Consider the following 21,425-nt stretch of genomic DNA (forward strand, 5'->3'; position numbering starts at 1 on the left):
GGCGCGCGTCAATCGCGGGGCGCCGTCACCGTTGCACTTTGGACCCGGCCGTTGCGCCGGGTCCATGCGCAGGCGGCAGATCAGTTGCGGTCGGGTCGCGGAGGCAGCGCCTCCTCGGTGTACGCGGGTGCCGTGTTGGTGTTGGACATCGTGGAAGACGTGTCCATGGCCGGAGCGGGCGGGGACGGCTCGGCCGCCGCGATCGGCGCGGGCTGGGTCTGATCCATGGGTTGGGTCAACGGCTCGGTCGGCGCGGGTTGGGGCGCCTCGGCGTACTGGTTGGCCGGCGCGGCGGGCATGGTGTCCGCCGGCGCTTGCGAGTCCAGCGGGTTGGTCTGGCTCACGACATCGGATTGGCCCGATGCGGCGTTGTTCGCGCTTTCGTTGTCGGACTGCGACTGGCTGGCACAGCCCGCGATCAGACCGGCGGCGGCCAGCGCGATCAGCGATGTCATCGGATTCAGTTGCTTGTTCATCATGAATCTCCGGTGGGTGTTCCGTTCGCCAAACGGCGCCACGGTGCGACGGTTGCCGCAACCTGGATCGGCAAGTGCCGTTCCCGACAGGTGATGGTGGACAGGCTCGACACGCGCTCATGCAGCGGCCCCACCCGCAGTTGGTTGACTGGCCGCGCCGGGGTGTGCAGTCAGATCTACACGACGCTTTCCCCGTCACGCGCCGCATCGACCTTGCCCAACCAGCGAAGGAAGGGCTGCACGACCGCTTGCGGTTGCTCCAGCGTGGTCATGTGGCCCGCCGACGGCACCGTCACCAGTTCCACGTCGCCGGCCAGCAGGTCGGCCATCTCCTGGCTGCGTTCCGGCGGCGTCACCTGATCGTCCACGCCGCACAGCACCAGGGCCGGGCAGCGCAGCGACTTCAACACGTCGCGGCCGTCCTGGCGGTGCATCGCGGCGGTCTGCTGGCGGATGAAGCCGGCTTGGCCGGTGCTGCGCGCCATGCCTTCCAGCAGGCGCACGAGGCGCGGGTCCTCCGCATGGTGGCCATGGAACAGCTTGGCCGGAAAGCCGGCGATCGCCCGCGCGAACGTCGCCTCGCCGGACCGCAGCGCGGCCACCATGCGCTCGCGGTTCTGCCGTGCCTCGGCCGTGTCGGCGCGCGCGCTGGTGTCGATCAATGCGAGGCCGGCGACGTGTTCGGGCGCCTGGCGGCACAGTTCCAGCGCCACGTAGCCGCCCAGCGAGAAGCCCGCCACCGCGAACGGACCGTCGGGCATGCTGGCCACCGCCTGCGCGGCGAGTTCGGCAATGTTGTCGGCGGTGTGCGTCTGGCCGATGACGATGAGGCGCTGCGCCGAGGCGGCGTGGATCAGCGGATCCCAGACTCGCGCATCGGTCATCAGGCCCGGCAACAGCAGCAGCGGGGTGGCGGCCATGACGGCTCCATCAGTGGCAGAGCTGCCACCGTACGCCCGCAGGCGGGCGGTCCGTGTCGGACAAGCCCTCGTTCAGCCGCGGCGCAGGTAGTCCACGAAGTCGAAGCGCAGGCCGTTGGCGCCGATGCGCGTTTCGCGGGCGGCTTCCAGGAAGGCGTCGCGCGCCCAGGCGGGGAAGTGGCGGTCCGCGTCGGGGAAGGCGGCGTCCACCTCGGTCAGCGCGAGCTTGTCGGCGTGGGGCAGCGCCAGCGCATAGATGTCTCTGCCGCCGATGACGCAGACCTCGGGTTCGCTGCAGGCGGCCAGTGCCGCATCAAGGCTGACGAACACCTCGGCGCCGGGCAGCTCGCTCGCCGAGCGGCTGACGACGAGGTTGCGGCGGCCGGGCAGGGGGCGGAACTTGGCCGGCAGCGACTCCCAGGTCTTGCGGCCCATGACGACCGGCTTGCCCGCCGTGACGGCCTTGAAGCGCGCCATGTCGTCGGGGATGTGCCACAGCAGCGCGTTGTCGCGGCCAATGGCGCCGTCCTTCGCGACGGCCGCGACCAAGGTGATCTGGCTCATACAGCGACAGGCGCCTTGATCGCCGGATGAGGGTCGTAGCCGCTCAGCTCGAAGTCCTCGAACTCGTAGTCGAAGATGCTGGCCGGACGGCGCTTGATCGTCATGGTCGGGTAGGCGCGCGGCTCGCGGGCGAGCTGGGTCTGCACCTGCTCCATATGGTTGTCGTAGATGTGGCAGTCGCCGCCGGTCCAGATGAAATCGCCCAGCTGCAGGTCGCATTGCTGGGCCAGCATCATGGTCAGCAGCGCGTAGCTGGCGATGTTGAAGGGCACGCCCAGGAAGATGTCGGCCGAGCGCTGGTACAGCTGGCAGCTCAGCCTGCCGTCGGCGACGTAGAACTGGAAGAACGCGTGGCAGGGCATCAGCGCCATCTTGGAGAGGTCGGCCACGTTCCAGGCGCTGACGATGATGCGGCGGCTGTCGGGGTTGGACTTCAGCGTCTTCACGACGTCGGCGATCTGGTCGATGTGGCCGCCGTCCGGCGTGGGCCAGTTGCGCCACTGCACGCCGTAGACGGGGCCTAGGTCGCCGTCCTCGCGCGCCCACTCGTTCCAGATCGTCACGCCGCGGTCCTGCAGCCACTTGACGTTGCTGTCGCCGCGCAGGAACCACAGCAGTTCCAGCACGATGGACTTCAGGTGCACCTTTTTGGTGGTCACCAGCGGGAAGCCCTGGGCCAGGTCGAAGCGCATCTGGTGGCCGAACACGCTGCGCGTGCCGGTGCCGGTGCGGTCGCTCTTCTGCACGCCATGCTCGAACACATGGCGCATGAAATCTTCGTATTGCTGCGGAGGGCGGGGCGTGCTCATGGCCCCATTGTCTCCGCGTCCGCTAGGGCGCCATCAGCACCTGCAGCACGCGGCGCATCACCGGCGCCATGGCGGCCGTCTGTTGCGGCATGGCCGGGTAGCGCACGCCCAGCACGGTCAGGCCGTTGAACAGCGCGCCCAGCAGCAGCGCGCGGCCGCGGATCTCGTCCGGCGGCAGCTGGTCGGCGTGCTCGCCCAGGCTCTGGCGGATCAGCTCCTGCGCCTTCTGGTTCACCAGCGCCTCGCTGCGCTGCACGACGGCGGCGAGCTTGGGGTTGCGGCTGGCCTCGGCCAGCACCTCCAGCTGCAGCGCGGCCTCGGCCACCTCGCTGTGCTCGTCGATGGCCTCCTCCGTGCGCGCCAGCATCTGCTCCAGCAGCGCGCCGCCCTGCTGGAACTCGGCGATGCGGCCCAGCACCTCCTCGCAGTCCCGCTCGACGATGGCCGCAATGATGTCGTCCTTGTTCTCGAACAGGTTGTAGATGTGGCCGGGGCTCATGCCCGCCGTCTTGGCGATCTCGGCCATGCTGGCGGCATGGAAGCCGCGCCGGCGAAAGCACTCGGCCGCGGCATCCAGCACCTGCTGGCGGCGTGCCAGGGTGCGGTCGGAGGGGGTGTTGGAGAGCGTCACGACGCGGATTGTGTCGCCTGCACGCCGCCACCCAGCGCCTTGTACAGCGTCACGCGGTTGACCTGCTGCGCCAGACGCGCATTGATGAGGCCTTGCTCGGCACCGTACAGCGTGCGCTGCGCGTCCAGCGTGCTGAGGCGGCTGTCCAGGCCTTGCTGGAAGCGTGCCTCGGCCAGCCGCAGCGCGTCCTGCGTCTGCGCCACCAGCCGCTGCTGCGACGCGACCTGCTGGCCCAGCGTGGCGCGTGCGGCGAGCGCATCGGCCACGTCGCGGAAGGCGCCCTGGATGGCCTTCTCGTACTGCGCGACGGCGATGTCGCGGTCCACGTTGGCGATCTTCAGATTGGCGCTGTTGCGGCCGGCGTCGAAGATCGGCAGCGACACCTGCGGCATGAAGCTCCATAGGCCCGAACCGGAGCGGAACAGCCCGTCCAGCTCGCCACTGGCCGTGCCGGCGCTGGCGGTGAGGCTGATGCGTGGGAAGAAGGCCGCGCGCGCCGCGCCGATGTTGGCGTTGGCAGCCTGCAGTGTGCGCTCGGCCTGTTGCACGTCGGGGCGGGTCAGCAGCACGTCGCTGGGCAGGCCGGCCGACAGCTCGGCCAGTTGCGTGACGGGCGCATCGGTGCCTGCGGCGGGCCATTGCGCGGCGGTCAGCGGTTGGCCCACCAGCAGCTCCAGCGCGTGGCGGTCCTGCGCGACCTGGGCGGTCAGGCTGGCCAGGTCGCTCTGCGCGGTCTCGGCGGCGATCTCGGCCTGGCGCAGATCCAGCGTGGACGACACGCCCGCGCCTTGCAGCCGCTGCGTCAGGCGCAGGCCGTCTTGGCGGGCCAGCAGCGTCTGCTCGGCCAGGCGCAGGCGCTCCTGGTCGGCGGCCAGCGTCAGGTAGCCGCCGGCCACCTGGGCGATGAGGCTGATCTGCGCGCTGCGGCGGGCGTCGTCGGTGGCGAGGTAACGCTGCAGCGCGGCGTCGTTCAGGCTCTTGACGCGGCCGAACAGGTCCAGCTCGTAGGCGCTGACGCCCAGCGTGGTGGTGTACTGGCGGGTGATGGTGCCGCCCGGCGCGCGCGTCGCGGTCTGGCCGGCGCCGGCCGCCACGGTGGGCAGGCTGTCGGCCTGCTGCACGCCGTACTGCGCCTGCGCACGTTCGACGTTCAGCAGCGCCACGCGCAGGTCGCGGTTGTTGGCCAGCGCCTGGCTTATCAGCGTCTGCAGCTTGGGGTCGGTGAAGAACTCGCGCCAGGCGATGTCGGCCGCCTTGGCCTGCTCGCCGGTCGTTTGCGGCACGGGCCATTGCTGGGCCACGGGCGAGGCCGGGCGCTCATAGGTGGGCGCCATGCTGGCGCAGCCGGTCAGCACGAGGCTGGCAGCCAGCGCGGTGAGGCTCAGGAACTTGGAACTCATGTCAGTGGCCCTCCAGGGCTTGGGGCGCGACCGGCAGGGCGGGCGCCTGAGAAGTGTTCTTGGCAGCGCGGTACGGGAACCATTTCTGCACGGCGATGAAGAACACCGGCACGAAGAAGATGCCCAGGACGGTGGCGCTCAACATGCCGCCCAGCACGCCGGTGCCGATGGCGTTCTGGCTGCCCGAACCGGCGCCGGTGGCGATGGCCAGCGGCAGCACGCCCAGCGCGAAGGCCAGCGACGTCATCAGGATGGGGCGCAGCCGCAGCCGCACGGCGTCCAGCGTCGCGGTGATGGCGTCCTTGCCTTGCTCCATCTGCTCCTTGGCGAACTCCACGATCAGGATCGCGTTCTTCGCCGACAGGCCGATGGTGGTCAGCAGGCCGACCTGGAAGTACACGTCGTTGGACAGCCCGCGCAGCGTGGCGGCCAGCAGCGCGCCGATGACGCCCAGTGGCACCACCAGCATCACCGAGAACGGGATGCTCCAACTCTCGTACAGCGCGGCCAGGCACAGGAACACGACCAGCAGCGAGATCGCGTACAGCATGGGCGCCTGGTCGCCGGTCATGCGCTCCTGGTAGGACATGCCGGTCCAGCTGATGCCTACGCCCTTCGGCAGTTCGGCGGCGATCTGCTCCACCGCGTGCATCGCCACGCCAGAACTCTTGCCCGGCGCGGCGCCGCCCAACACTTCCACGGCGGGCAGGCCGTTGTAGCGCTCCAGGCGCGCCGGGCCTTGCTCCCAATGCGCGGTGCCGAAGGCCGAGAACGGCACCATCTGGCCCGACGCATTGCGCACGCGCCAGGCGTTCAGGTCGTCGGGCTGCATGCGGTAGGCGGCGTCGGCCTGCATGTAGACCTTCTTCACGCGGCCGCGGTCCAGGAAGTCGTTCACATAGGCGCCGCCCCAGGCGGTGGACAGCAGCGAGTTGATGTCGGCGACCGACACACCCAGCGCGCCGGCCTTGGCGGTGTCCACGTCCAGGCGCAGCTGGGCCGCATCCTCCAGGCCGTTGGGGCGCACGGCGGACAGGTTGGGGTTCTTCGCCGCGGCGCCCAGGAACTGGTTGCGCGCGGCCATCAGCGCGTCGCGGCCGATGCCGGACTGGTCCTGCAGGTAGACGTCGAACCCGCTGGACGTGCCCAGGCCCGGCACCGACGGCGGCGCGAAGGCGAAGGCCGACGCGTCGCGGTACTGCATGAAGGTGCCCATCGCGCGGCCGGCCACGGCCTGCACGCTCTGGCCCTTGTCCTTGCGCTCGCTCCAGTCCTTCAGCTTCACGAAGCCCATGGCCATGTTCTCGCCGCGGCCGGCGAAGCTGAAGCCGATGACGGAGAACACGGATTGCACGTTGTCCTTCTCGGCGGTCAGGAAATGGTTCTCGACGCGCTGCAGCGCTTCCAGCGTGCGGCCCTGCGTGGCGCCGGACGGCAGTTGCACCTGCGTGAACAGGATGCCCTGGTCTTCATCCGGCAGGAAGGACGTGGGCAGGCGCAGGAACAGCCAGGCCATGCCCAGCACCAGCGCGCCGTAGACCACCAGGTGGCGGCCCCAGCGGCGGATCATGCGGGCGACGACGCCCTGGTAGCCGTTCGTCGCGCTGTCGAAACGGCGGTTGAAGGCACCGAAAAACCCCTTCGTGGCGGGACCGTGGCCCGGCTTCAGCAGCGTGGCGCACAGCGCCGGTGTCAGCACCAGCGCGACGAACACCGACAACACCATGGCCGACACGATGGTGATGGAGAACTGGCGGTAGATGACGCCGGTCGAGCCGCCGAAGAAGGCCATGGGCACGAACACGGCCGACAGCACCAGCGCGATGCCCACCAGCGCGCCAGTGATCTGGCCCATGGACTTGCGCGTGGCCTCCACGGGCGACAGGCCCTCCTCGGTCATCACGCGCTCGACGTTCTCGACCACGACGATGGCGTCGTCCACCAGCAGGCCGATGGCCAGCACCAGGCCGAACATCGTCAGCGTGTTGATGGAGAAGCCCGCCGCGGCCATGACGCCGAAGGTGCCCAGCAGCACCACCGGCACCGCGATCGTCGGGATCAGCGTCGCGCGGAAGTTCTGCAGGAACAGATACATCACCAGGAACACGAGGATGACGGCCTCGATCAGCGTCTTCACCACCTCGTGGATGGACACCTCGACGAAGGGCGTGCTGTCGTAGGCGATGACGGCCTTCATGCCCTGCGGCATGAACTGCTCCAGGCGCTTGATCTCGGCTTCCACCGCCTTGGCCGTGGCCAGCGCGTTGGCGCCGGTGGCCAGCTTCACGGCCAGGCCGGCGGCCGGGTGGCCGTTGTAGCGCGACACGGTGGCGTAGTTCTCGGCGCCCAGCTCCACGCGGGCGACGTCGCGCAGATGCACGGTGGCGCCGTCCACCTTGCTCTTCAGCACGATGTTGCGGAACTGCTCCGGCGTCTGCAGCCGGCTCTGCGCCGTCACGGTGGCGTTGAGCTGCTGACCGAGGTTGGCGGGCGCCGCGCCCAGCTGGCCGGCGGAGACCTGCGCGTTCTGTGCCTGGATGGCGGCGGACACGTCGGCCGGCGTCAGGCCGTGCTGCGTCAGCTGGTTGGGGTTCAGCCAGATGCGCATCGCGTACTGCGCGCCGAACAGCTGGGCCTCGCCCACGCCCTCCACGCGGCTCAGCGGGTCCAGCACATTGGCGGACACGTAGTCGGCCAGGTCCACCTGCGCGAGCTTGCCGTCCTCGGACACGAAGCCCACGACCATCAGGAAGTTGGAGGTCGACTTGACCACCTGCACGCCCTGGCGCTGCACCTCCTGCGGCAGCAGCGGCGTGGCCGACTGCAGCTTGTTCTGCACCTGCACCTGGGCGGTGTCGGGGTTGGTGCCGGCGGCGAAGGTCAGCGTGATGCTGGCGTTGCCCTGCGAGTCCGACGTGGACGACATGTAGGTCATGCCGTCTATGCCCTTGAGCTTCTGCTCGATGATCTGGGTGACGGTGTCCTCCAGCGTCTTGGCGGAGGCGCCGGGGTAGCTGGCGTTGATGGAGATCTGCGGCGGCGCGATGTCCGGGTACTGCGAGATGGGCAGCGTGCGGATGGACAGCGCGCCGGCCAGCATGATGACGATGGCCAGCACCCACGCGAAGATGGGGCGGTCGATGAAGAAGCGAGCCATGAGATGGGCCTCCGATCAGCGGGCGGCCGTGGCCGAAGCGGCGATAGCGGCAGTGGCAGTCGGCTGGGCGGCCACCACCGGCGCGCCCGGGCGCAGGCGCTGCAGGCCGTCGACGATGAGCTGGTCGCCGGCGTTCAGGCCCGACGTCACCAGCCACTGGCCGTTGATGACCGCGCCGGTCTGCAGCTGGCGGGCCTCGGCCTTGCCGTCCTTGCCGATGACCATCGCGGTGGCGTTGCCCTTGGGGTCACGCTGCACGGCGGCCTGCGGCGCCAGGATGGCCTGGCCCTGCACGCCGCTCTGCACCTGGGCGCGCACATACATGCCCGGCAGCAGCTGGCGCTTGGGGTTGGGGAACTGCGCGCGCAGCGTCACGCTGCCGCTGGCGGGGTCCACCTGCAGTTCGCTGAACTGCAGCTTGCCCTCCTGCGCATAGGTCGTGCCGTCCTCCAGCACCAGCTTCACGCGGGCCTGGCCGGCGGCGTCGCGCTGCAGCCGGCCTTCGGCCAGGTCACGCTGCAGGCGCAGCAGCTCGGCGCTGGTCTGCGTGACGTCCACGTAGATCGGGTCCAGCTGCTGCAGCGTGGCCATCGCGCCGGCCTGGTTGGCCGTCACCAGCGCGCCGGGTGTCACTGCCGAGCGGCCGATGCGGCCGGCGATGGGGGCGCTGACGCGGGTGCGGTCCAGGTCGATCTGCGCGGCTCGCACGGCGGCGGTGGCGGCGGCCACGTCGGCCTGGGCCTGCTTCAGCGCGGCCTGCGTGTCGTCGCGCAGCTGCTTGGCCACGGCGTCGATGCCGGCCAGTTCGTCGTAGCGGGCGGCCTTCAGCTTGGCGGTCGTGGCGTTGGCCTCGGCCTTGGCCAGCGACGCGCGGGCGCTGTCCAGCGCGGTCTGGTAGCTGGCGGGGTCGATCTGGTACAGCAGCTGGCCGGCCTTCACGTCGCTGCCCTCGGTGAAGGTGCGCGTCTTGACGATGCCCGTCACCTGCGGCCGCACCTCGGCGTTCTGGAAGGCCACCGTGCGGCCGGCCAGTTCCGCGCTGAGCTCCACGCGCTGCGGCTGCAGCGTGACGACGCCCACCTTGGCCGCCTGCGGCGCACCGGCCTTGCCGGCGGCGGACTGGGATTCGGCGGGGCTGCAGGCGCTCAGCGTGAACGCCGCGAGGACGGCGACCGCAACGGTCAGCAGCGTGAACGCCGGCATGCCGAGAGAGGAGCGGGAAGGGAGCTTGGGCATGGAAAGCCTCGTGTTCTTTGACTGAATGAGCGTTCATTCTATTTTTGATGAAACCAAAGGCAAGCAATTTCTGAATGACCGTTCAGTTCCGTGGGGTCATTGCGGGCGGACCGTGACAAGCGGTACGGATGGTGAACAAGGAGGCCCTGACGCCAGCGCGCAGAAGCGCCGCCACCCGGCGTGGAGGGCGCGTCGACCGCATATCCCTACGCTTTATGAGAATGATTCGCAAATGAAAGTAATTCGCATCTATAGTCCGCCGCCACTGTTCATCCCTTGCAACACCATGTCCTTGCTCCGGCCCCAAAAGCTCGCCGTGTGGCTGACCCCGCTGCTGCTCAGCGCGGGCACCCAGGCCCATTCGCCCTATCTCAAGCCCAACAGCTTCAACACCGAGGAGCAGCGCAAGCATGTGACGGTGGAGGCCTCGTTCGCCGAAGGCGACCTGCGCCCCGACGTGGCAATGCGCTCCGACGCCTTCCACCTGATCGGCCCGGACGGCAAGAAGCTGCCGCTGACGCCGGCCGCCGTGCTGAAGGACGCGAGTTATCTCGAGGTGCCGCTGGCCGCCGGCAATGGCACCTACCTGGTCTCGTCCGGCGTGCGCAAGGGCCGCTTGGCCAAGGGCGTGCTGCGCGGCGGCAAGGTGCACTTCGCCGAGCGCAAGGACGACGTGCAGGCGGGCGACCAGCCCATCGAGGTGCAGAGCATCACGCGCGCCGACGTCTACGTGACGCGCGGCAAGCCCAGCGCGTCGGTGGACTTCGAGGCCGAAGGCGTCGAGATCTACCCGGTCACCAAGCCCTACGACCTCTATGCCGGCGAGACCGTCACGGTGCGCGTGCGTGAGAACCGCAAGCCCCTGGCCGGCGAGACGGTGACTGTCATCACCGACGGCCAGAACTACGCCCGTCAGAAGCAGGCCGAGCAGGACTTCAGCACCAACGCCGCCGGCGAGGTCAGCTTCAAGCCCAAGACCGCGGGCCTGTACTTGCTGCAGGTGCGCGTGCGCCGCGCGTCCCCCGACAACCCCGCGCTGTGGCTCAGCAACACCGCCACGCTCACCATCGAAGTCCAGCCCCAGCCATGAACACCGCCGCCGCCATGAAGCACAGCCTCCTCGCCACCCTGTTGACCCTGGCCGCACTGCCGGCCGTGGCCGCCTCGCATTCCTCCACCACGTTCATGACCGAGCAGGACATCAACGGCGATGGCAAGGTTTCGCTTGCCGAATTCAAGCTGGGCCGCCAGGTCGAGTTCGTGCGCATCGACTTCAACGCCGACGGCCAGCTGAGCGAGGCCGAGTACCTGGGCGAGTTCGAGGGCCGGCTGATGGCACGCATCAGCAAGACCGCCGACCCCGAGAAGCGCAAGGAAGAGCTGCAGCGCCAGATGCGCCAGGCCAAGGTGCGCTTCGGCGTGCTGGATGCCGACAAGAACGGCAGCATCAGCCTGGAGGAGTTTCAGGCCACGGGCCTGCGCATGTTCAAGCTGCACGATCGCAACGAGGACAGCACCGTCGACGAGGCCGACGTGAAGATCGCCGAGGACGAGCGCAAGGCCGGCAAGACCGGCTTCGTCTCGCCCTGAGTTCGCGTCGCCGCAGCGGCTGACTGCCGCCGCCGGCGCGAATCTCCAGAAACACCCCTGACATCAGCCGACCCGGCCGGGCCGGCTGCATGGCCGCGCTCGCCCCGAAGGCGACGCTGCCGCACGATTCCCCAGCCAGCCATCGCGAACCTTGCGAAGCCAGCCAACGGGCCTACCCACAAGGTTTCGCAATGAACAAGAACAACCGCGCCGTCGTTGGCGTTGCTTCCCCCGTTTCCCCGCTCGCGCAGGCCGCGCGCCAGGCGCTGCTGACGCTGGCGCTCGCCGGCGGCGCCGCCTGGCTGTCGCCCGTACAGGCGCAGCAGGCCGCCGTCGCCCACAGCGTGCCGGCCGGCCCGCTGGGCGAGGCGTTGAACCGCTTCGCCACCGCCGCCGGCGTGACGCTGCAGATGGATCCCACCCTCGTCGCCGGCCGCAGCAGCGCCGGTCTGCAAGGCCGCTTCGAAGCACGCGAGGGCTTCGCGCGCCTGCTGGCCGGCACCGACCTGGAGGTCTACCAGCACAGCGCTGGCGTGTGGCTGCTGCGCACGGCCGAGGCGCTGCCGGTCGTCCGCGTGAAGGCCGCCACCGAGCGCGCCGAGGCCGGCACCCGCACGGTGCTGACGCAGGACGACGTCGAGCGCAACGGCGGCACCGGCATCGCCGACGTGATCCGCTACCAGCCGCTGGTGGAGGCGCCCGGCACCGCGCTGGGCTCCACGCGCGGCGCCAGCCGCTATGACCGCGGCGGCACCACCAACTACAACATCCGCGGCGTCGAGGGCAACCGCGTGGGCCTGGATGTGGACGGCATCGAGATGCCCGACGCCATCAGCCGCGCGCCGCTGACCGCGCGCTCCGAGGACGGCACCTTCGGCATGGGCCGCGACTTCATCGACCCCGACATGTACGCGTCGGTGGACATCCAGTCCGGCACCACCAACTCGCAGCGCTCGGCCGGCGGCATCGGCGGCGCGGTGAGCTTCCGCAGCAAGTCGCCGGAAGACTTCGTCAACGCCAGCAAGCCCTTCCACGCCGGTGCCAAGCTGGGCTACAGCGAGGCCAACCGCACCTGGAGCAAGGGCGCCACGCTGGCCGCGCAGAGCGGCGACCTGGGCCTGCTGCTGAGCTACACGCGCCGCGACGGCCAGCAGACCGAGAACAACAGCGACACCTTTGCCGCCTACCCGGAAGACTGGCACTCCGACGCGCTGCTGCTGAAGGGCGTGCTGCGCGTGACCCCGGCGCACCGGCTGGAGCTGTCCGCCGACCTGTACCGCAAGCAGAGCGACTCGTCGTTCGACAGCTGGAACACCGCCGCCACGGCCATCACCGGCAAGTCGGTGCAGGACGCGAAAACCAAGCGCGACACGGTGTCGCTGGCCCACACCTGGACGCCAGGCGCCGACGGCTGGGTCGACAAGCTCAGTACGCGCCTGTACGTGCAGAACACCGACATGGACGACGTGACCAACACCGTCACGCTGGCCACCAACGTCAACGTCCGCGAGGCCTCACAGAACAAGACCGAGCAGATCGGCTTCTCCACGCTGGCCGAGAAGCGCATCGCCAACCACGGCCTCAAGTTCGGGCTGAACCACTCGCGCACCGAGAACGAACACCCGTTCACGACCAGCGAGACCGGCCTGGGCGCCGTGGGCCAACCGTTCCCGGACACGCTGACCGTGCGCACCGGCGTCTTCGCCGAGGACACCATCGACTTCCAGGTCGCCGGCAAGCGCCTGTCCGTGGTGCCGGGCCTGCGCGTGGACCGCGTGGACCCCAGCATCCGCAACACCGGCCGCTTCGGCAACCCGCGCATCACGCAGGCCGAGCTGGAGGCGCTGTACGGCAATGCGCCCACCACCAACATCGTCAGCCCCAGCCTGGCGCTGCTGTACGAGCTGCAGCCCAGCCTGACCGCCTACGCGCAATGGAAGCGCAGCGGCCGCGCGCCCAGCAACAGCGAGATCTTCGGCTACTGGAACAGCGGCGGCGGCACCTACGCGCTGCTGGGCAACCGCGACCTGAAGGAAGAGACCAGCAACGCCTTCGACATCGGCCTCAAGGGCACGCCCACCGCCGGCGTCACGTTCGCCGCGTCGGCCTTCTACACGCAGTACGAGGACTTCATCTCCTACACCCGCTTCACGCGCGCCAACAACCCGGAGAAGTTCGTCAACATCCAGCCCAGCCTGAGCATCCTGTACCAGGCCGAGAACCGCGACGAGGCCAACATCTACGGCGGCGAGCTGAGCGTTCGGCTGGACCACGGCACCTGGACGCCGGCTGTGAAGGGCTTGTACAGCACATGGGCGCTGGGCTACAGCAAGGGCACCTCCAAGTCCCACTACGCCGGCGACAAGGACGTGCCGCTGGACACCGTGCAGCCCGCCAAGGCGGTGGCCGGCCTCGGCTACGAGGCGGCACAGCGTGCCTGGGGCCTGCACCTGACCGGCACCTTCGTGCGCGGAAAGCAGGCCGTCGCCCACGCACGCCAGTCGTTCACGAACAACCCCGGCGCCCAGCTGCCCGACTCCACCGTCGTGCTGTACCGCGTGCCGGGTTTTGCCCGTTTCGATGTGGCCAGCTACTGGCGCCTCAGCAAGAACCTGCGCCTGAACGCCGCCGTGCTGAACGTGGGCGACAAGCGCTACTGGTCGTACGCCGGCACGCGCAGCCTGCAGCCCGCCAACGCGCGCGACCGCCAGCAGATCGAGCTGTCCACCGCGCCGGGGCGCACGTTCGCGCTCAGCCTCAGCGCGGACTTCTGAGGCGCGTCCGGCGGCGCCGGGCCCGGTTTTCGGGGGGCCGTTCTGTTGCGGTGGACGTGAGGCACATTTAGGGCCAGCAACTCCCCCGAGACAAGATGCAAACAAGCGAGCTTCCCGCCAAGCCGTCCACGCCCGTGGCAGCCGCCGAGCGCGACGTGCAGGTCGGCATTGCCGGCCTGTTCGACCTGCGCCGTGACCTGGACAACCCCGAGAGCATCGACGCCAACGTGCGCGCCGGCGTCGATGTGGCCGGCACCAACCTGTGGGTGCTGTTCTTCGCCATCCTGGTGGCCTCGGTCGGCCTGAATGTCAACAGCACGGCCGTCATCATCGGCGCCATGCTGATCTCGCCGCTGATGGGTCCCATCGTGGGCGTGGGCTACGGGCTGGCGGTTCACGACATGCGCCTGATCCGGCGGGCGCTGCGCAACCTGATGATCTTCGGCGTCATCAGCCTCGTCACCTCCACGCTGTACTTCACCGTCAGCCCGCTGCGCGAGGCCGGCACGGAGCTGCTGGCGCGCACCACGCCCAATTTGTGGGACGTGCTGATCGCCTTCTTCGGCGGCTCGGCCGGCATCCTGGCCCTGACGCGCAAGAGCATCTCCAACGTCGTGCCGGGCGTGGCCATTGCCACCGCGCTGATGCCGCCGCTGTGCACGGTGGGCTTTGGCATCTCGCGAGCCGACTGGGGCATGGCGGGCGGCGCCTTCTATCTGTTCCTCATCAACGGCGTCTTCATCGCCTTCTCCACGTTCGTCTTCGTCAAGCTGATGAAGCTGCCCGTGCGGGGGCAGGTGTCGGACCGGGCGCGCTGGAGCACCCGCTTGTTCACCACCGTGACGCTGATCAGCGTGCTGCTGCCCAGCGGCTACCTGGCCTGGCGCTTCGTACAGGTGCAGCGCTTCGTCGCCGCTGCCGGCCATCAGGTGGACGAACTCGCGCGCGACACGCGCTACCTGCTGCTGGACCGTGACATCGACCCCAACAACCGCAGCATCCAGCTCACGCTGTCGGGAGAACACCGCGAGGAGGGCATAGGCCAGCGCATCGCCGGCAGGCTCGCCGAGCAGGGGTTTGCGGGCACCCGTGTGGTGGTGCGCTTCTCGGGCTCCGAGCGCGTCAACGTCGCGAGTCTGAAGCAGGAGCTGCGCCAGGACGTGCTGCTGCAAGTCAGCCGCGAGGCCGACGAACTGCGCACCCGCGTGCAGCAGTTGCAGGCCGACAACGAGCGGCTGCGCAAGGCCGAGCCGGCGCATGCGCAGCTGTTGTCGGAATTACGCGCCCAGCTGCCGCAGGCCAGCCGCATCGTCGTGGCCTCGGGCGCGGAGCCCTCGCCGGCACCAGCCGCTGCGGCGGCATCGGTGCCCGTGAAGACGGCGCAGGCCGTGCTGCTGCTGCGCATCGAAACGCCGCAACCACTGCCGCGCGCCGAGCGCCAGCGCCTGGAGCGCTGGCTGGCGGTGCGCGAGTCCGGCCGCCAGGTCTTCGTGGACTACGTGCCGCGCTGACGGGCCCCTCCACGCCATCTCTCGTGCCGGCGCCATCCGCGCAAACCCGCTCACCGCATCGGCTTCATGCAAACCCGACTTTGGCCGGTCATCAAGCATCGCTAGTCTGACGCCTCCGTAAAAAACCAGGAGTTGCGTGATGCGTCGTTGGTCTTGGATGGGAACCCTGGCGGCCGCGGCCGCGATGGCAGTGGCGGCACCTGCCGCGCAGGCGCAGACCGCGCTGACCAAGGGCGTGGCCGTGACCGGCCTGTCCGGCGCGGCCAGCAGCACGCGCGACTACACGCTGGTGGTGCCGGCCGGCGCCACGCAGCTCAGCTTCACGCTCAGCGGCGGCACCGGCGACGCCGACCTCTACGTGCGCCGCGGCTCCCAGGCCACCAGCAGCACCAACGACTGCGAGTCCGAGAGCAGCACCAACGCCGAGAGCTGCAGCTTTGCCACGCCCACCGCCGCCACCTACTACGTGCGCGTGCAGGGTTACAGCGCCTACAGCGGCGCCAGCCTCATCGGCAACTACACCGCCAGCGGCGGCGGCACGCCCAGCACCGTCGTGCTGCAGCCCGGCGTGCCGGTCAACGGCCAGACGGCCGCCGCCGGCGCCTGGCTGCGCTATCGCATCGACGTGCCCGCGGGCGCCACCAACCTCGTCGTGCGCAGCAACGGCGGCACCGGCGCGGCGGACCTCTACGTGCGCGCCGGCGCCGAGCCCACGTCGGCGGTGTTCGACTGCCGCCCCTACGTGAACGGCAACGACGAGACCTGCACCTTCGCGCAGCCGCAGGCCACCAGCTACTACATCGGCCTGTACGGCTTCAAGGCGTTCTCGGGCGTCACGCTGACCGCGTCGTTCACGCAGCCGCCGTCGGGTGGCGCCACCTGGCCGGGCTTCAACGCCTACTACGTGCAGGCCATCGGCAAGACCGGCACGGCGCTGCGCGTCGCGCTCAACGAGGCCGCTGCGCGCAACCATGTGCGCATGAGCTACTCCGCCGTGTGGGACGCGCTGAAGTACACCGACGAAGACCCCGCCAACACCGCCAACGTGCTGCTGCTCTACACCAACCGCTCGCAGGCCAAGACGCACAACGCCGGCGCCAACTCCAGCGACCAGGACGCCTGGAACCGCGAGCACGTCTGGGCCAAGAGCCACGGCTTCCCCGACGAAGGCCAATGGGCGCACACCGACATCCACCACCTGCGCCCCGAAGACGTGTCGGTCAACAGCACCCGCGGCAACAAGGATTTCGACTGGGGCGGCAGCGCCATCGCCGAGGCGCCGGGCAACCTGACCGACGCTGACAGCTTCGAGCCCCGCGCCGCCGTGAAGGGCGACGTGGCCCGCATGATGTTCTACATGGCCATCCGCTATGAAGGCGGCGACAGCACCGGCGTGGGCAACCTGGAAATCTCCGACACCGTGGGCACCAGCGGCAACCTGTTCGGCAAGCGCTGCACGCTGGTGGCCTGGCACCGCGCCGACCCGGTGGATGCCGCCGAGATCCGCCGCCACGGCCGCATCGTCGAGCGCCAGGGCAACCGCAATCCGTTCGTGGACTATCCGGCGTGGGTGGAGGAGATGTTTGGGGCGGGCTGCCCGTGACCCCTGCGCCGATGGGTGGCGTTCAGCGAGCGGCGCTGCTCATCACGCAGCCGCTTAGCCCAGCGCCGCGTCCAGCCTCGCCACGATCTTCGACCAGCCTTCGCGGGCGCGGTCGGCGTAGTCCTTCCATTCGGGCTGCATCTGCGTCGTGAGGTGCAGCGTGCAGCCACCGTCGTCCTCCGCCGTGATGTCGATGGTGACGATGTCGAAGGTTGGCGACGCGGCCGGGATGCCGAAGGTGAAGACCAGCTGCGTCGGCCGCTCGATGGCGAGGTACTCGCCGGTGTGCTCCACGTCGCCGTCGGCGCGGCGGTCCGTCATCACGAACTTGCCGCCGACGCGCGGGTCGATGTCGCAGCGGACCATCTCGCCGGTCTCCGTGGAGAACAGGAAGCGGGCGGCCGTGCGCACGTCCAGCCAGGCGTCGAACACCACCTCGGGCGCGTGGCGGAAGCGGTGCTGCACGCGGAGGGTGATCGGTTCTTCGGTGCTCATGGTCTGCGCTGGCCTTTCGATGGCGGGGTTGAAACGGGCGCCTCCTCGTCCAGCACGGCCTGCAGGCGCTGCAGCCGCTCCGTCCAGAAGCGCTGGCGGGACTGCAGCCACTCGGTGGCCTCGGTCAGCCGGTGCGGCTCCAGCCGCAGCACATGCTCGCGGCCCGACCGCTCGCGCGACACCAGGCCGGCGCGCTCCAGGATGCGGATGTGCTTGGACACGGAGTTCAGCGACATGGCGAACGGCGCCGCCAGCTCGGTGACGCGCGCCTCGCTGGACGACAGCCGCAACAGGATGGCCCGTCGCGTCTCGTCGGCCAGGGCCACGAACACATCGTCCAGCTGCTCGGCGGTCAATCGCTGATTCATTCACCCATTTTGGTGAATATAAGGCGCATGTCAACGGGTGGGGTCGTCAGTGCTTGTAAGCAGGCGCGGCCGCAGCGGCGGCGCCCGCGGCGCGTCAGCCCGCGAACGGCCCGCTGATCGCCACCGTGAAACCGGGCCGGTAGACGTTGGCGAACAAGGTCTTGCCGTCGGCGCTGAAGCAGGTGCCGGCCCATTCGGCGCCGCGGAAATCGCCCTTCAGCTGGGGCAGCTTTTCCAGCTCGCCGCCGGCCAGCTGCATGTTGTTGCGCGCCAGCTCGAACAGGCCGTCCAGCCCGCCCTCGCGGCGCAGGCCGTACAGGCGCTGCACCGGCTGCTTGCTGTCCTCGCACACGACGATCAGGCCGGTGCGCGGATGCAGGCAGAGGTTGTCGGGGTAGTCGAACGCGCTGGCCCCCGGCGACTCGATGAACAGCTCCAGCCGCTGCTGGCTGGGCACGAAGCGCCACACCTGGCCCGCCTTCGCGTCGCCGCCGTCGGTGCTGGTGAAGAAGATCTCGTCGCGCCCGGCGAACAAACCCTCCAGCCGCGTGAACAGGCTGCCGCCCTGGGCCCGGCCCTGGTTCAGCACGCCGTTGTTGCCGTTGTCGCCCACGCCGTCGGCGGGGCGGGCGATGTCCACCCAATCCACATCGAACTGCTGGCCCGGCTTCAGGCCGGTGCGCAGGTCGCTGGCCTTGCGGGCGCGCAGCATCTGCAGGCGCCCGCCGGCCGCCAGGTTGCCCTTCTTGGCCGGCAGCAGGCGGTAGAAGCCGGCCGGCTGCGCGTCTTCGGTCAGGTAGACCGTGCCGTCGGTGTCCACCAACGCGGCCTCGTGCTTGAACTGGCCCAGCGCCGTCAGCGCCTGCGCGTTGGACGCGCCATCGGCCGGCACCTCGAACACGAAGCCATGCGGCTTCTCCAGCTTGAAAGGTTTGCCGCGGTGCTGCCCCGAGTGCCCGGCCGGCGTGACGATCTCCTCGCAGGTCAACCAACTGCCCCAGGGCGTGGTGCCGCCCGCGCAGTTCACCAGCGTACCCGACAGCGAGCCGCGCATCTCCAGCAACTTGCCCGCCGCGCGGTCGTAGCGCAGCGTCACCGTGCCGCCGTCGCAACCCGCGTCGTAATGGCTGGCCGCAGGGCCAAAGCCGCCGCCCACGCCCAGGATCTCGTGGTTGCGCACCAGCGTGAAGGTCTCGCCCTCGGCTTTCACGATGCCCATGCCATCGGCCGCACCCGGCACCACGCCGCCATTGGCCAGCGCCTCGCCGGCCCAGCCAAAGCTGCGGTAGCTGAAGCCCTCGGGCAGCATCAGCAGCGGCAGGCCGGTGGCCTCGTCGGCCACCGGCCGCAGCGGGCCGTAGCCGGCGGCCGGGCGGCCTTGCTGGCGCGTTTGAGCGCTGGTGGTGAAGGCGGCGGCGAGGGGGCTCAGCGCGAGGGCTTGGAGGAGGGGGCGGCGGTGCATGGAGGCAGTATCTCCACGGCCCCATAGGCTCGCCAAGGAGTAGGTTGGGGTGATAACCCCAACATCTTTTGCCCACATCGCCGCTGGGGCTCGAAACTCACCCCAAGCTACCTCGCTAACGCACCGAACGAGCGCCAGACCTTGCGGCACTTCTTACCAGGCGAGCCCGTTCCAGGCATCGACGAGCGCCAGGCGTTCACGACTGTCGTTGCGCGCGCCCGGTAGCTCGCCGTCGCGTCTGCGGCCGTCAGGCCCGGCGGGTCAGTTGCGATCCGCGCGCGGAGCGCGCATTGCCACTTGAGACCCTTCGGACGTGGTGGCCGCCGTGCGATCAGCCGCGGTGCGGTCAGACCCCATCAGGCCGCCGGTGCGGTTGTTCGGATTGCGGCCCATGTCCTGGTCGCCCGGTGTCACGGCCGCCTTGGCTGCGCTGCCGACAGTCGCGGCGCCGGTTCGCGCGTTGGAGTCACTGCCCATCAGCCCGCCGGTGCGGTTGTTCGGATTGCGACCCATGTTCTGGTCGCCCGGCGTCACGGCAGCCTTCGCCGCGCTGCCGACGCTCGCGGCGCCGGTTCGCGCGTTGGAGTCGCTGCCCATCAGCCCGCCGGTGCGGTTGTCCGGATTGCGGCCCATGTTCTGGTCGCCGGGAGTCACTGCGGCGCTCGCCGCACGCCCGACGGGCGTCGTCGCTGTCTGCGCAGTTGCCGTCGTGGCCAGGGCGGCGACGGCCAGTGTCACGAAGAGGTGCTTGTGCATCGTCGGTCTCCAGTAGAAGTGGAGTACCTAGCGGGCAAGCCGCGTGCCGACACGGTGTTGAGGCGGCGAGTTTTCAACGTTGGGGTTCGAAACTCACCCCAACCTACGAGTGCTCGCGTTGGGCGGCAGCGGCGGCGAGGCAGGTGTCGACCGCCATCGCCAGCTCGGCCACGCCGGGCTTGGCGCCAAGGTCGATGTAGTAAGGCCCGCCGGCTTTCAACTGCAGGCGCATCTGCCGCCGTGGCTCGTCCACCCGCGCACGAACGCGAAAACCGGCGAGGTTGGACTCCGGGTAGTTGCCGGTTTCCAGCAGACCCTGCGCATCGTCGCGGCGGCTGACCGCCATCCATGTGCCGCGCCCCTCTCGCAGCGACTGCACCGATGACGCCACGCAGTCCAGCGCCGTGGCGGCCGAGACCGCCTGCGGCAGCCTCACCGTCTTCTCGGCGTAGGGCATGCCGCCCAGCGCCTCGAAGACGGCGCAGCCGGTCATTGCGGGTGTCAGCGACAGGAGCAACAGGGCGAGGCGCATGTGGCAGACCCGTAAAGGCCGGCAAAGGGTTTCGGGCGGCGGACTGTGGGTTGGGTGCGCGCAGACTGCGAGTGTGAGGGCGGCGTGGTTGGAGGCGGATGGACAGGCGGACTAGAAGCCCGAACCGCGATAACCCCAACATCGTGGGCCCTTAAAACGTTGGGGTTCGAAGCTCACCCCAACCTACGTGCTGGAAACTTGCCCGAAGCCCAAGTTTCTATTCCGGTTCAGCGGCCGAAAGCTTGAGGAAGGAAACAAATGCAGAGCACGCTACCAGCATAAACTTTGCGTCACTGTATGTGATTTTTTCCTCATCTGTTAGTGCATGACGGATACCGGAGGCGTCATTGGTGTATCCATACAGTTTTGAGAAGGCGCCAGACATGGCGGGGTGCAAGTTCTTTACGCGCTTAAGTGCGTCACCAAGGGTGGCTGTTGAATTGCCAGTAATTAATCGACAGGCAGCTTCGACCGCGGAGATGGCCTCCTTTATCGAGTTGCGGTAATCAGGAGTTGTCTTGTCACTGAGCATTCGCAGTGCTGCTTCGAGATGTCTTTTTGTCGGAGCATCCGAGTGCGCCAAAGCTTCCTCAATTGAGGTGATTTCGTTGTTGTCCGTGATCTCGGAAACCTCTCCTCCCACAATCCGGTAAGCAGCATTGTGGAACTCGAGCGTGTTGTTGATCCAATCGATTGCACTGTCATCGATCAATGCACTGGGATCTTGGAGAATCTCTTGGACAAAATCATAGACTTCAAACCACTTGCATTTGAAGAAGTGACTCTTCATGTATTCATAGGCGCCCTCTTTGCCATATCGCGCGTGAAGAGGAGGCAAGTGATCAATGTCCTCGTTAAAGTGGTGAAACCAGAGTCGCTTGACTAACCCGTCTACTTTTTGGCTCGCTTCGTCATATCGAAGTTTATCTTGATCAAACTTGTCCCAAACTACCAACTTCAATATATTCCAGAGCTTGATCCTCAAGTCTTGATCGATGGACTCCCGTTGAAATGCGCGTTCTAGTGGCGTATAACCATAGCGCTGAGAGAACTTCATCAAAAACCTCCCTTTGAATCTGGATATTGCGATATTCCAGTGGTAAGGCCGGATGCATCGCATTCATTGGTGTATGGCACTACT

General features: G+C 68.6%; 19 protein-coding genes. 5 read left to right on the plus strand and 14 right to left on the minus strand.

Annotated elements, in window-relative coordinates; translation table 11 throughout:
- Window positions 1–80: 80 nt before the first annotated feature.
- From J2X21_RS06705 to J2X21_RS06740, 8 genes are all read right to left on the minus strand, one after another.
- Entirely contained in the window at window positions 81–476 is a 396-nt protein-coding gene (locus J2X21_RS06705; protein ID WP_310326432.1) for a hypothetical protein, read from the minus strand.
- 176 nt (window positions 477–652) lie between these two features.
- Window positions 653–1,396, minus strand: a complete 744-nt coding sequence (locus J2X21_RS06710) for an alpha/beta fold hydrolase (protein ID WP_310326435.1) — start codon at window positions 1,394–1,396, stop codon at window positions 653–655.
- 72 nt (window positions 1,397–1,468) lie between these two features.
- A complete protein-coding gene (locus tag J2X21_RS06715; protein WP_310326438.1) occupies window positions 1,469–1,960 on the minus strand; it encodes a dihydrofolate reductase in 492 nt (163 codons plus the stop codon).
- Entirely contained in the window at window positions 1,957–2,769 is an 813-nt protein-coding gene (locus tag J2X21_RS06720; protein WP_310326440.1) for a thymidylate synthase, read from the minus strand. The genes J2X21_RS06715 and J2X21_RS06720 overlap by 4 nt, the downstream gene beginning before the upstream one ends.
- 22 nt (window positions 2,770–2,791) lie before the next feature.
- On the minus strand, window positions 2,792–3,400 hold the full coding sequence (locus tag J2X21_RS06725) for a TetR/AcrR family transcriptional regulator (protein ID WP_310326443.1): 609 nt from the start codon (window positions 3,398–3,400) through the stop codon (window positions 2,792–2,794).
- Window positions 3,397–4,800 (minus strand): efflux transporter outer membrane subunit, encoded by a 1,404-nt coding sequence (locus J2X21_RS06730; protein ID WP_310326445.1) that lies wholly within the window; start codon window positions 4,798–4,800, stop codon window positions 3,397–3,399. The genes J2X21_RS06725 and J2X21_RS06730 overlap by 4 nt, the downstream gene beginning before the upstream one ends.
- 1 nt (window position 4,801) lies before the next feature.
- A complete protein-coding gene (locus J2X21_RS06735) occupies window positions 4,802–7,957 on the minus strand; it encodes an efflux RND transporter permease subunit (protein WP_310326448.1) in 3,156 nt (1,051 codons plus the stop codon).
- A 15-nt stretch (window positions 7,958–7,972) separates the two neighbouring features.
- Window positions 7,973–9,193, minus strand: a complete 1,221-nt coding sequence (locus J2X21_RS06740; RefSeq protein ID WP_310326450.1) for an efflux RND transporter periplasmic adaptor subunit — start codon at window positions 9,191–9,193, stop codon at window positions 7,973–7,975.
- Window positions 9,194–9,479: 286 nt separating this feature from the next.
- Between J2X21_RS06740 and J2X21_RS06745 the strand changes: the two genes are divergently transcribed.
- The 5 genes from J2X21_RS06745 (at window position 9,480) to J2X21_RS06765 (ending at window position 16,671) form a co-directional block, all read left to right on the plus strand.
- Window positions 9,480–10,283 carry a DUF4198 domain-containing protein gene (locus J2X21_RS06745; protein ID WP_310326452.1) on the plus strand — a complete coding sequence of 268 codons (804 nt, stop codon included), beginning with the start codon at window positions 9,480–9,482 and terminating at the stop codon, window positions 10,281–10,283.
- Window positions 10,280–10,783: an EF-hand domain-containing protein gene (locus J2X21_RS06750; RefSeq protein WP_310326455.1), complete on the plus strand. Its 504-nt coding sequence runs from the start codon at window positions 10,280–10,282 to the stop codon at window positions 10,781–10,783. The genes J2X21_RS06745 and J2X21_RS06750 overlap by 4 nt, the downstream gene beginning before the upstream one ends.
- A gap of 191 nt (window positions 10,784–10,974) precedes the next feature.
- The gene (locus tag J2X21_RS06755; protein WP_310326458.1) at window positions 10,975–13,557 is read left to right on the plus strand and encodes a TonB-dependent receptor; all 2,583 of its coding nucleotides are present in this window, start codon (window positions 10,975–10,977) and stop codon (window positions 13,555–13,557) included.
- A gap of 95 nt (window positions 13,558–13,652) precedes the next feature.
- Window positions 13,653–15,068, plus strand: a complete 1,416-nt coding sequence (locus tag J2X21_RS06760) for a DUF389 domain-containing protein (RefSeq protein WP_310326461.1) — start codon at window positions 13,653–13,655, stop codon at window positions 15,066–15,068.
- Between the two features lie 139 nt (window positions 15,069–15,207).
- Window positions 15,208–16,671 carry an endonuclease gene (locus J2X21_RS06765; protein WP_310326464.1) on the plus strand — a complete coding sequence of 488 codons (1,464 nt, stop codon included), beginning with the start codon at window positions 15,208–15,210 and terminating at the stop codon, window positions 16,669–16,671.
- Window positions 16,672–16,725: 54 nt separating this feature from the next.
- Here J2X21_RS06765 and J2X21_RS06770 read toward each other — a convergent pair whose 3' ends face one another.
- The 6 genes from J2X21_RS06770 to J2X21_RS06795 form a co-directional block, all read right to left on the minus strand.
- The gene (locus J2X21_RS06770; RefSeq protein WP_310326467.1) at window positions 16,726–17,166 is read right to left on the minus strand and encodes an SRPBCC family protein; all 441 of its coding nucleotides are present in this window, start codon (window positions 17,164–17,166) and stop codon (window positions 16,726–16,728) included.
- Window positions 17,163–17,534 carry an ArsR/SmtB family transcription factor gene (locus J2X21_RS06775; RefSeq protein ID WP_310326470.1) on the minus strand — a complete coding sequence of 124 codons (372 nt, stop codon included), beginning with the start codon at window positions 17,532–17,534 and terminating at the stop codon, window positions 17,163–17,165. The genes J2X21_RS06770 and J2X21_RS06775 overlap by 4 nt, the downstream gene beginning before the upstream one ends.
- 94 nt (window positions 17,535–17,628) lie before the next feature.
- Window positions 17,629–18,996 carry an alkaline phosphatase PhoX gene (locus tag J2X21_RS06780; protein ID WP_310326472.1) on the minus strand — a complete coding sequence of 456 codons (1,368 nt, stop codon included), beginning with the start codon at window positions 18,994–18,996 and terminating at the stop codon, window positions 17,629–17,631.
- A 261-nt stretch (window positions 18,997–19,257) separates the two neighbouring features.
- Window positions 19,258–19,752, minus strand: coding sequence for a hypothetical protein (locus tag J2X21_RS06785; RefSeq protein WP_310326475.1), 495 nt, complete (start codon window positions 19,750–19,752; stop codon window positions 19,258–19,260).
- A 103-nt stretch (window positions 19,753–19,855) separates the two neighbouring features.
- Window positions 19,856–20,284, minus strand: a complete 429-nt coding sequence (locus tag J2X21_RS06790; protein WP_310326478.1) for a hypothetical protein — start codon at window positions 20,282–20,284, stop codon at window positions 19,856–19,858.
- A 217-nt stretch (window positions 20,285–20,501) separates the two neighbouring features.
- Window positions 20,502–21,341 carry an AbiJ-NTD4 domain-containing protein gene (locus J2X21_RS06795; RefSeq protein WP_310326480.1) on the minus strand — a complete coding sequence of 280 codons (840 nt, stop codon included), beginning with the start codon at window positions 21,339–21,341 and terminating at the stop codon, window positions 20,502–20,504.
- Window positions 21,342–21,425: the final 84 nt, after the last annotated feature.

It is taken from the genome of Roseateles asaccharophilus (assembly GCF_031458115.1).
In the GTDB taxonomy this organism is placed as follows: Bacteria; Pseudomonadota; Gammaproteobacteria; order Burkholderiales; family Burkholderiaceae_C; genus Pelomonas; species Pelomonas asaccharophilus_A.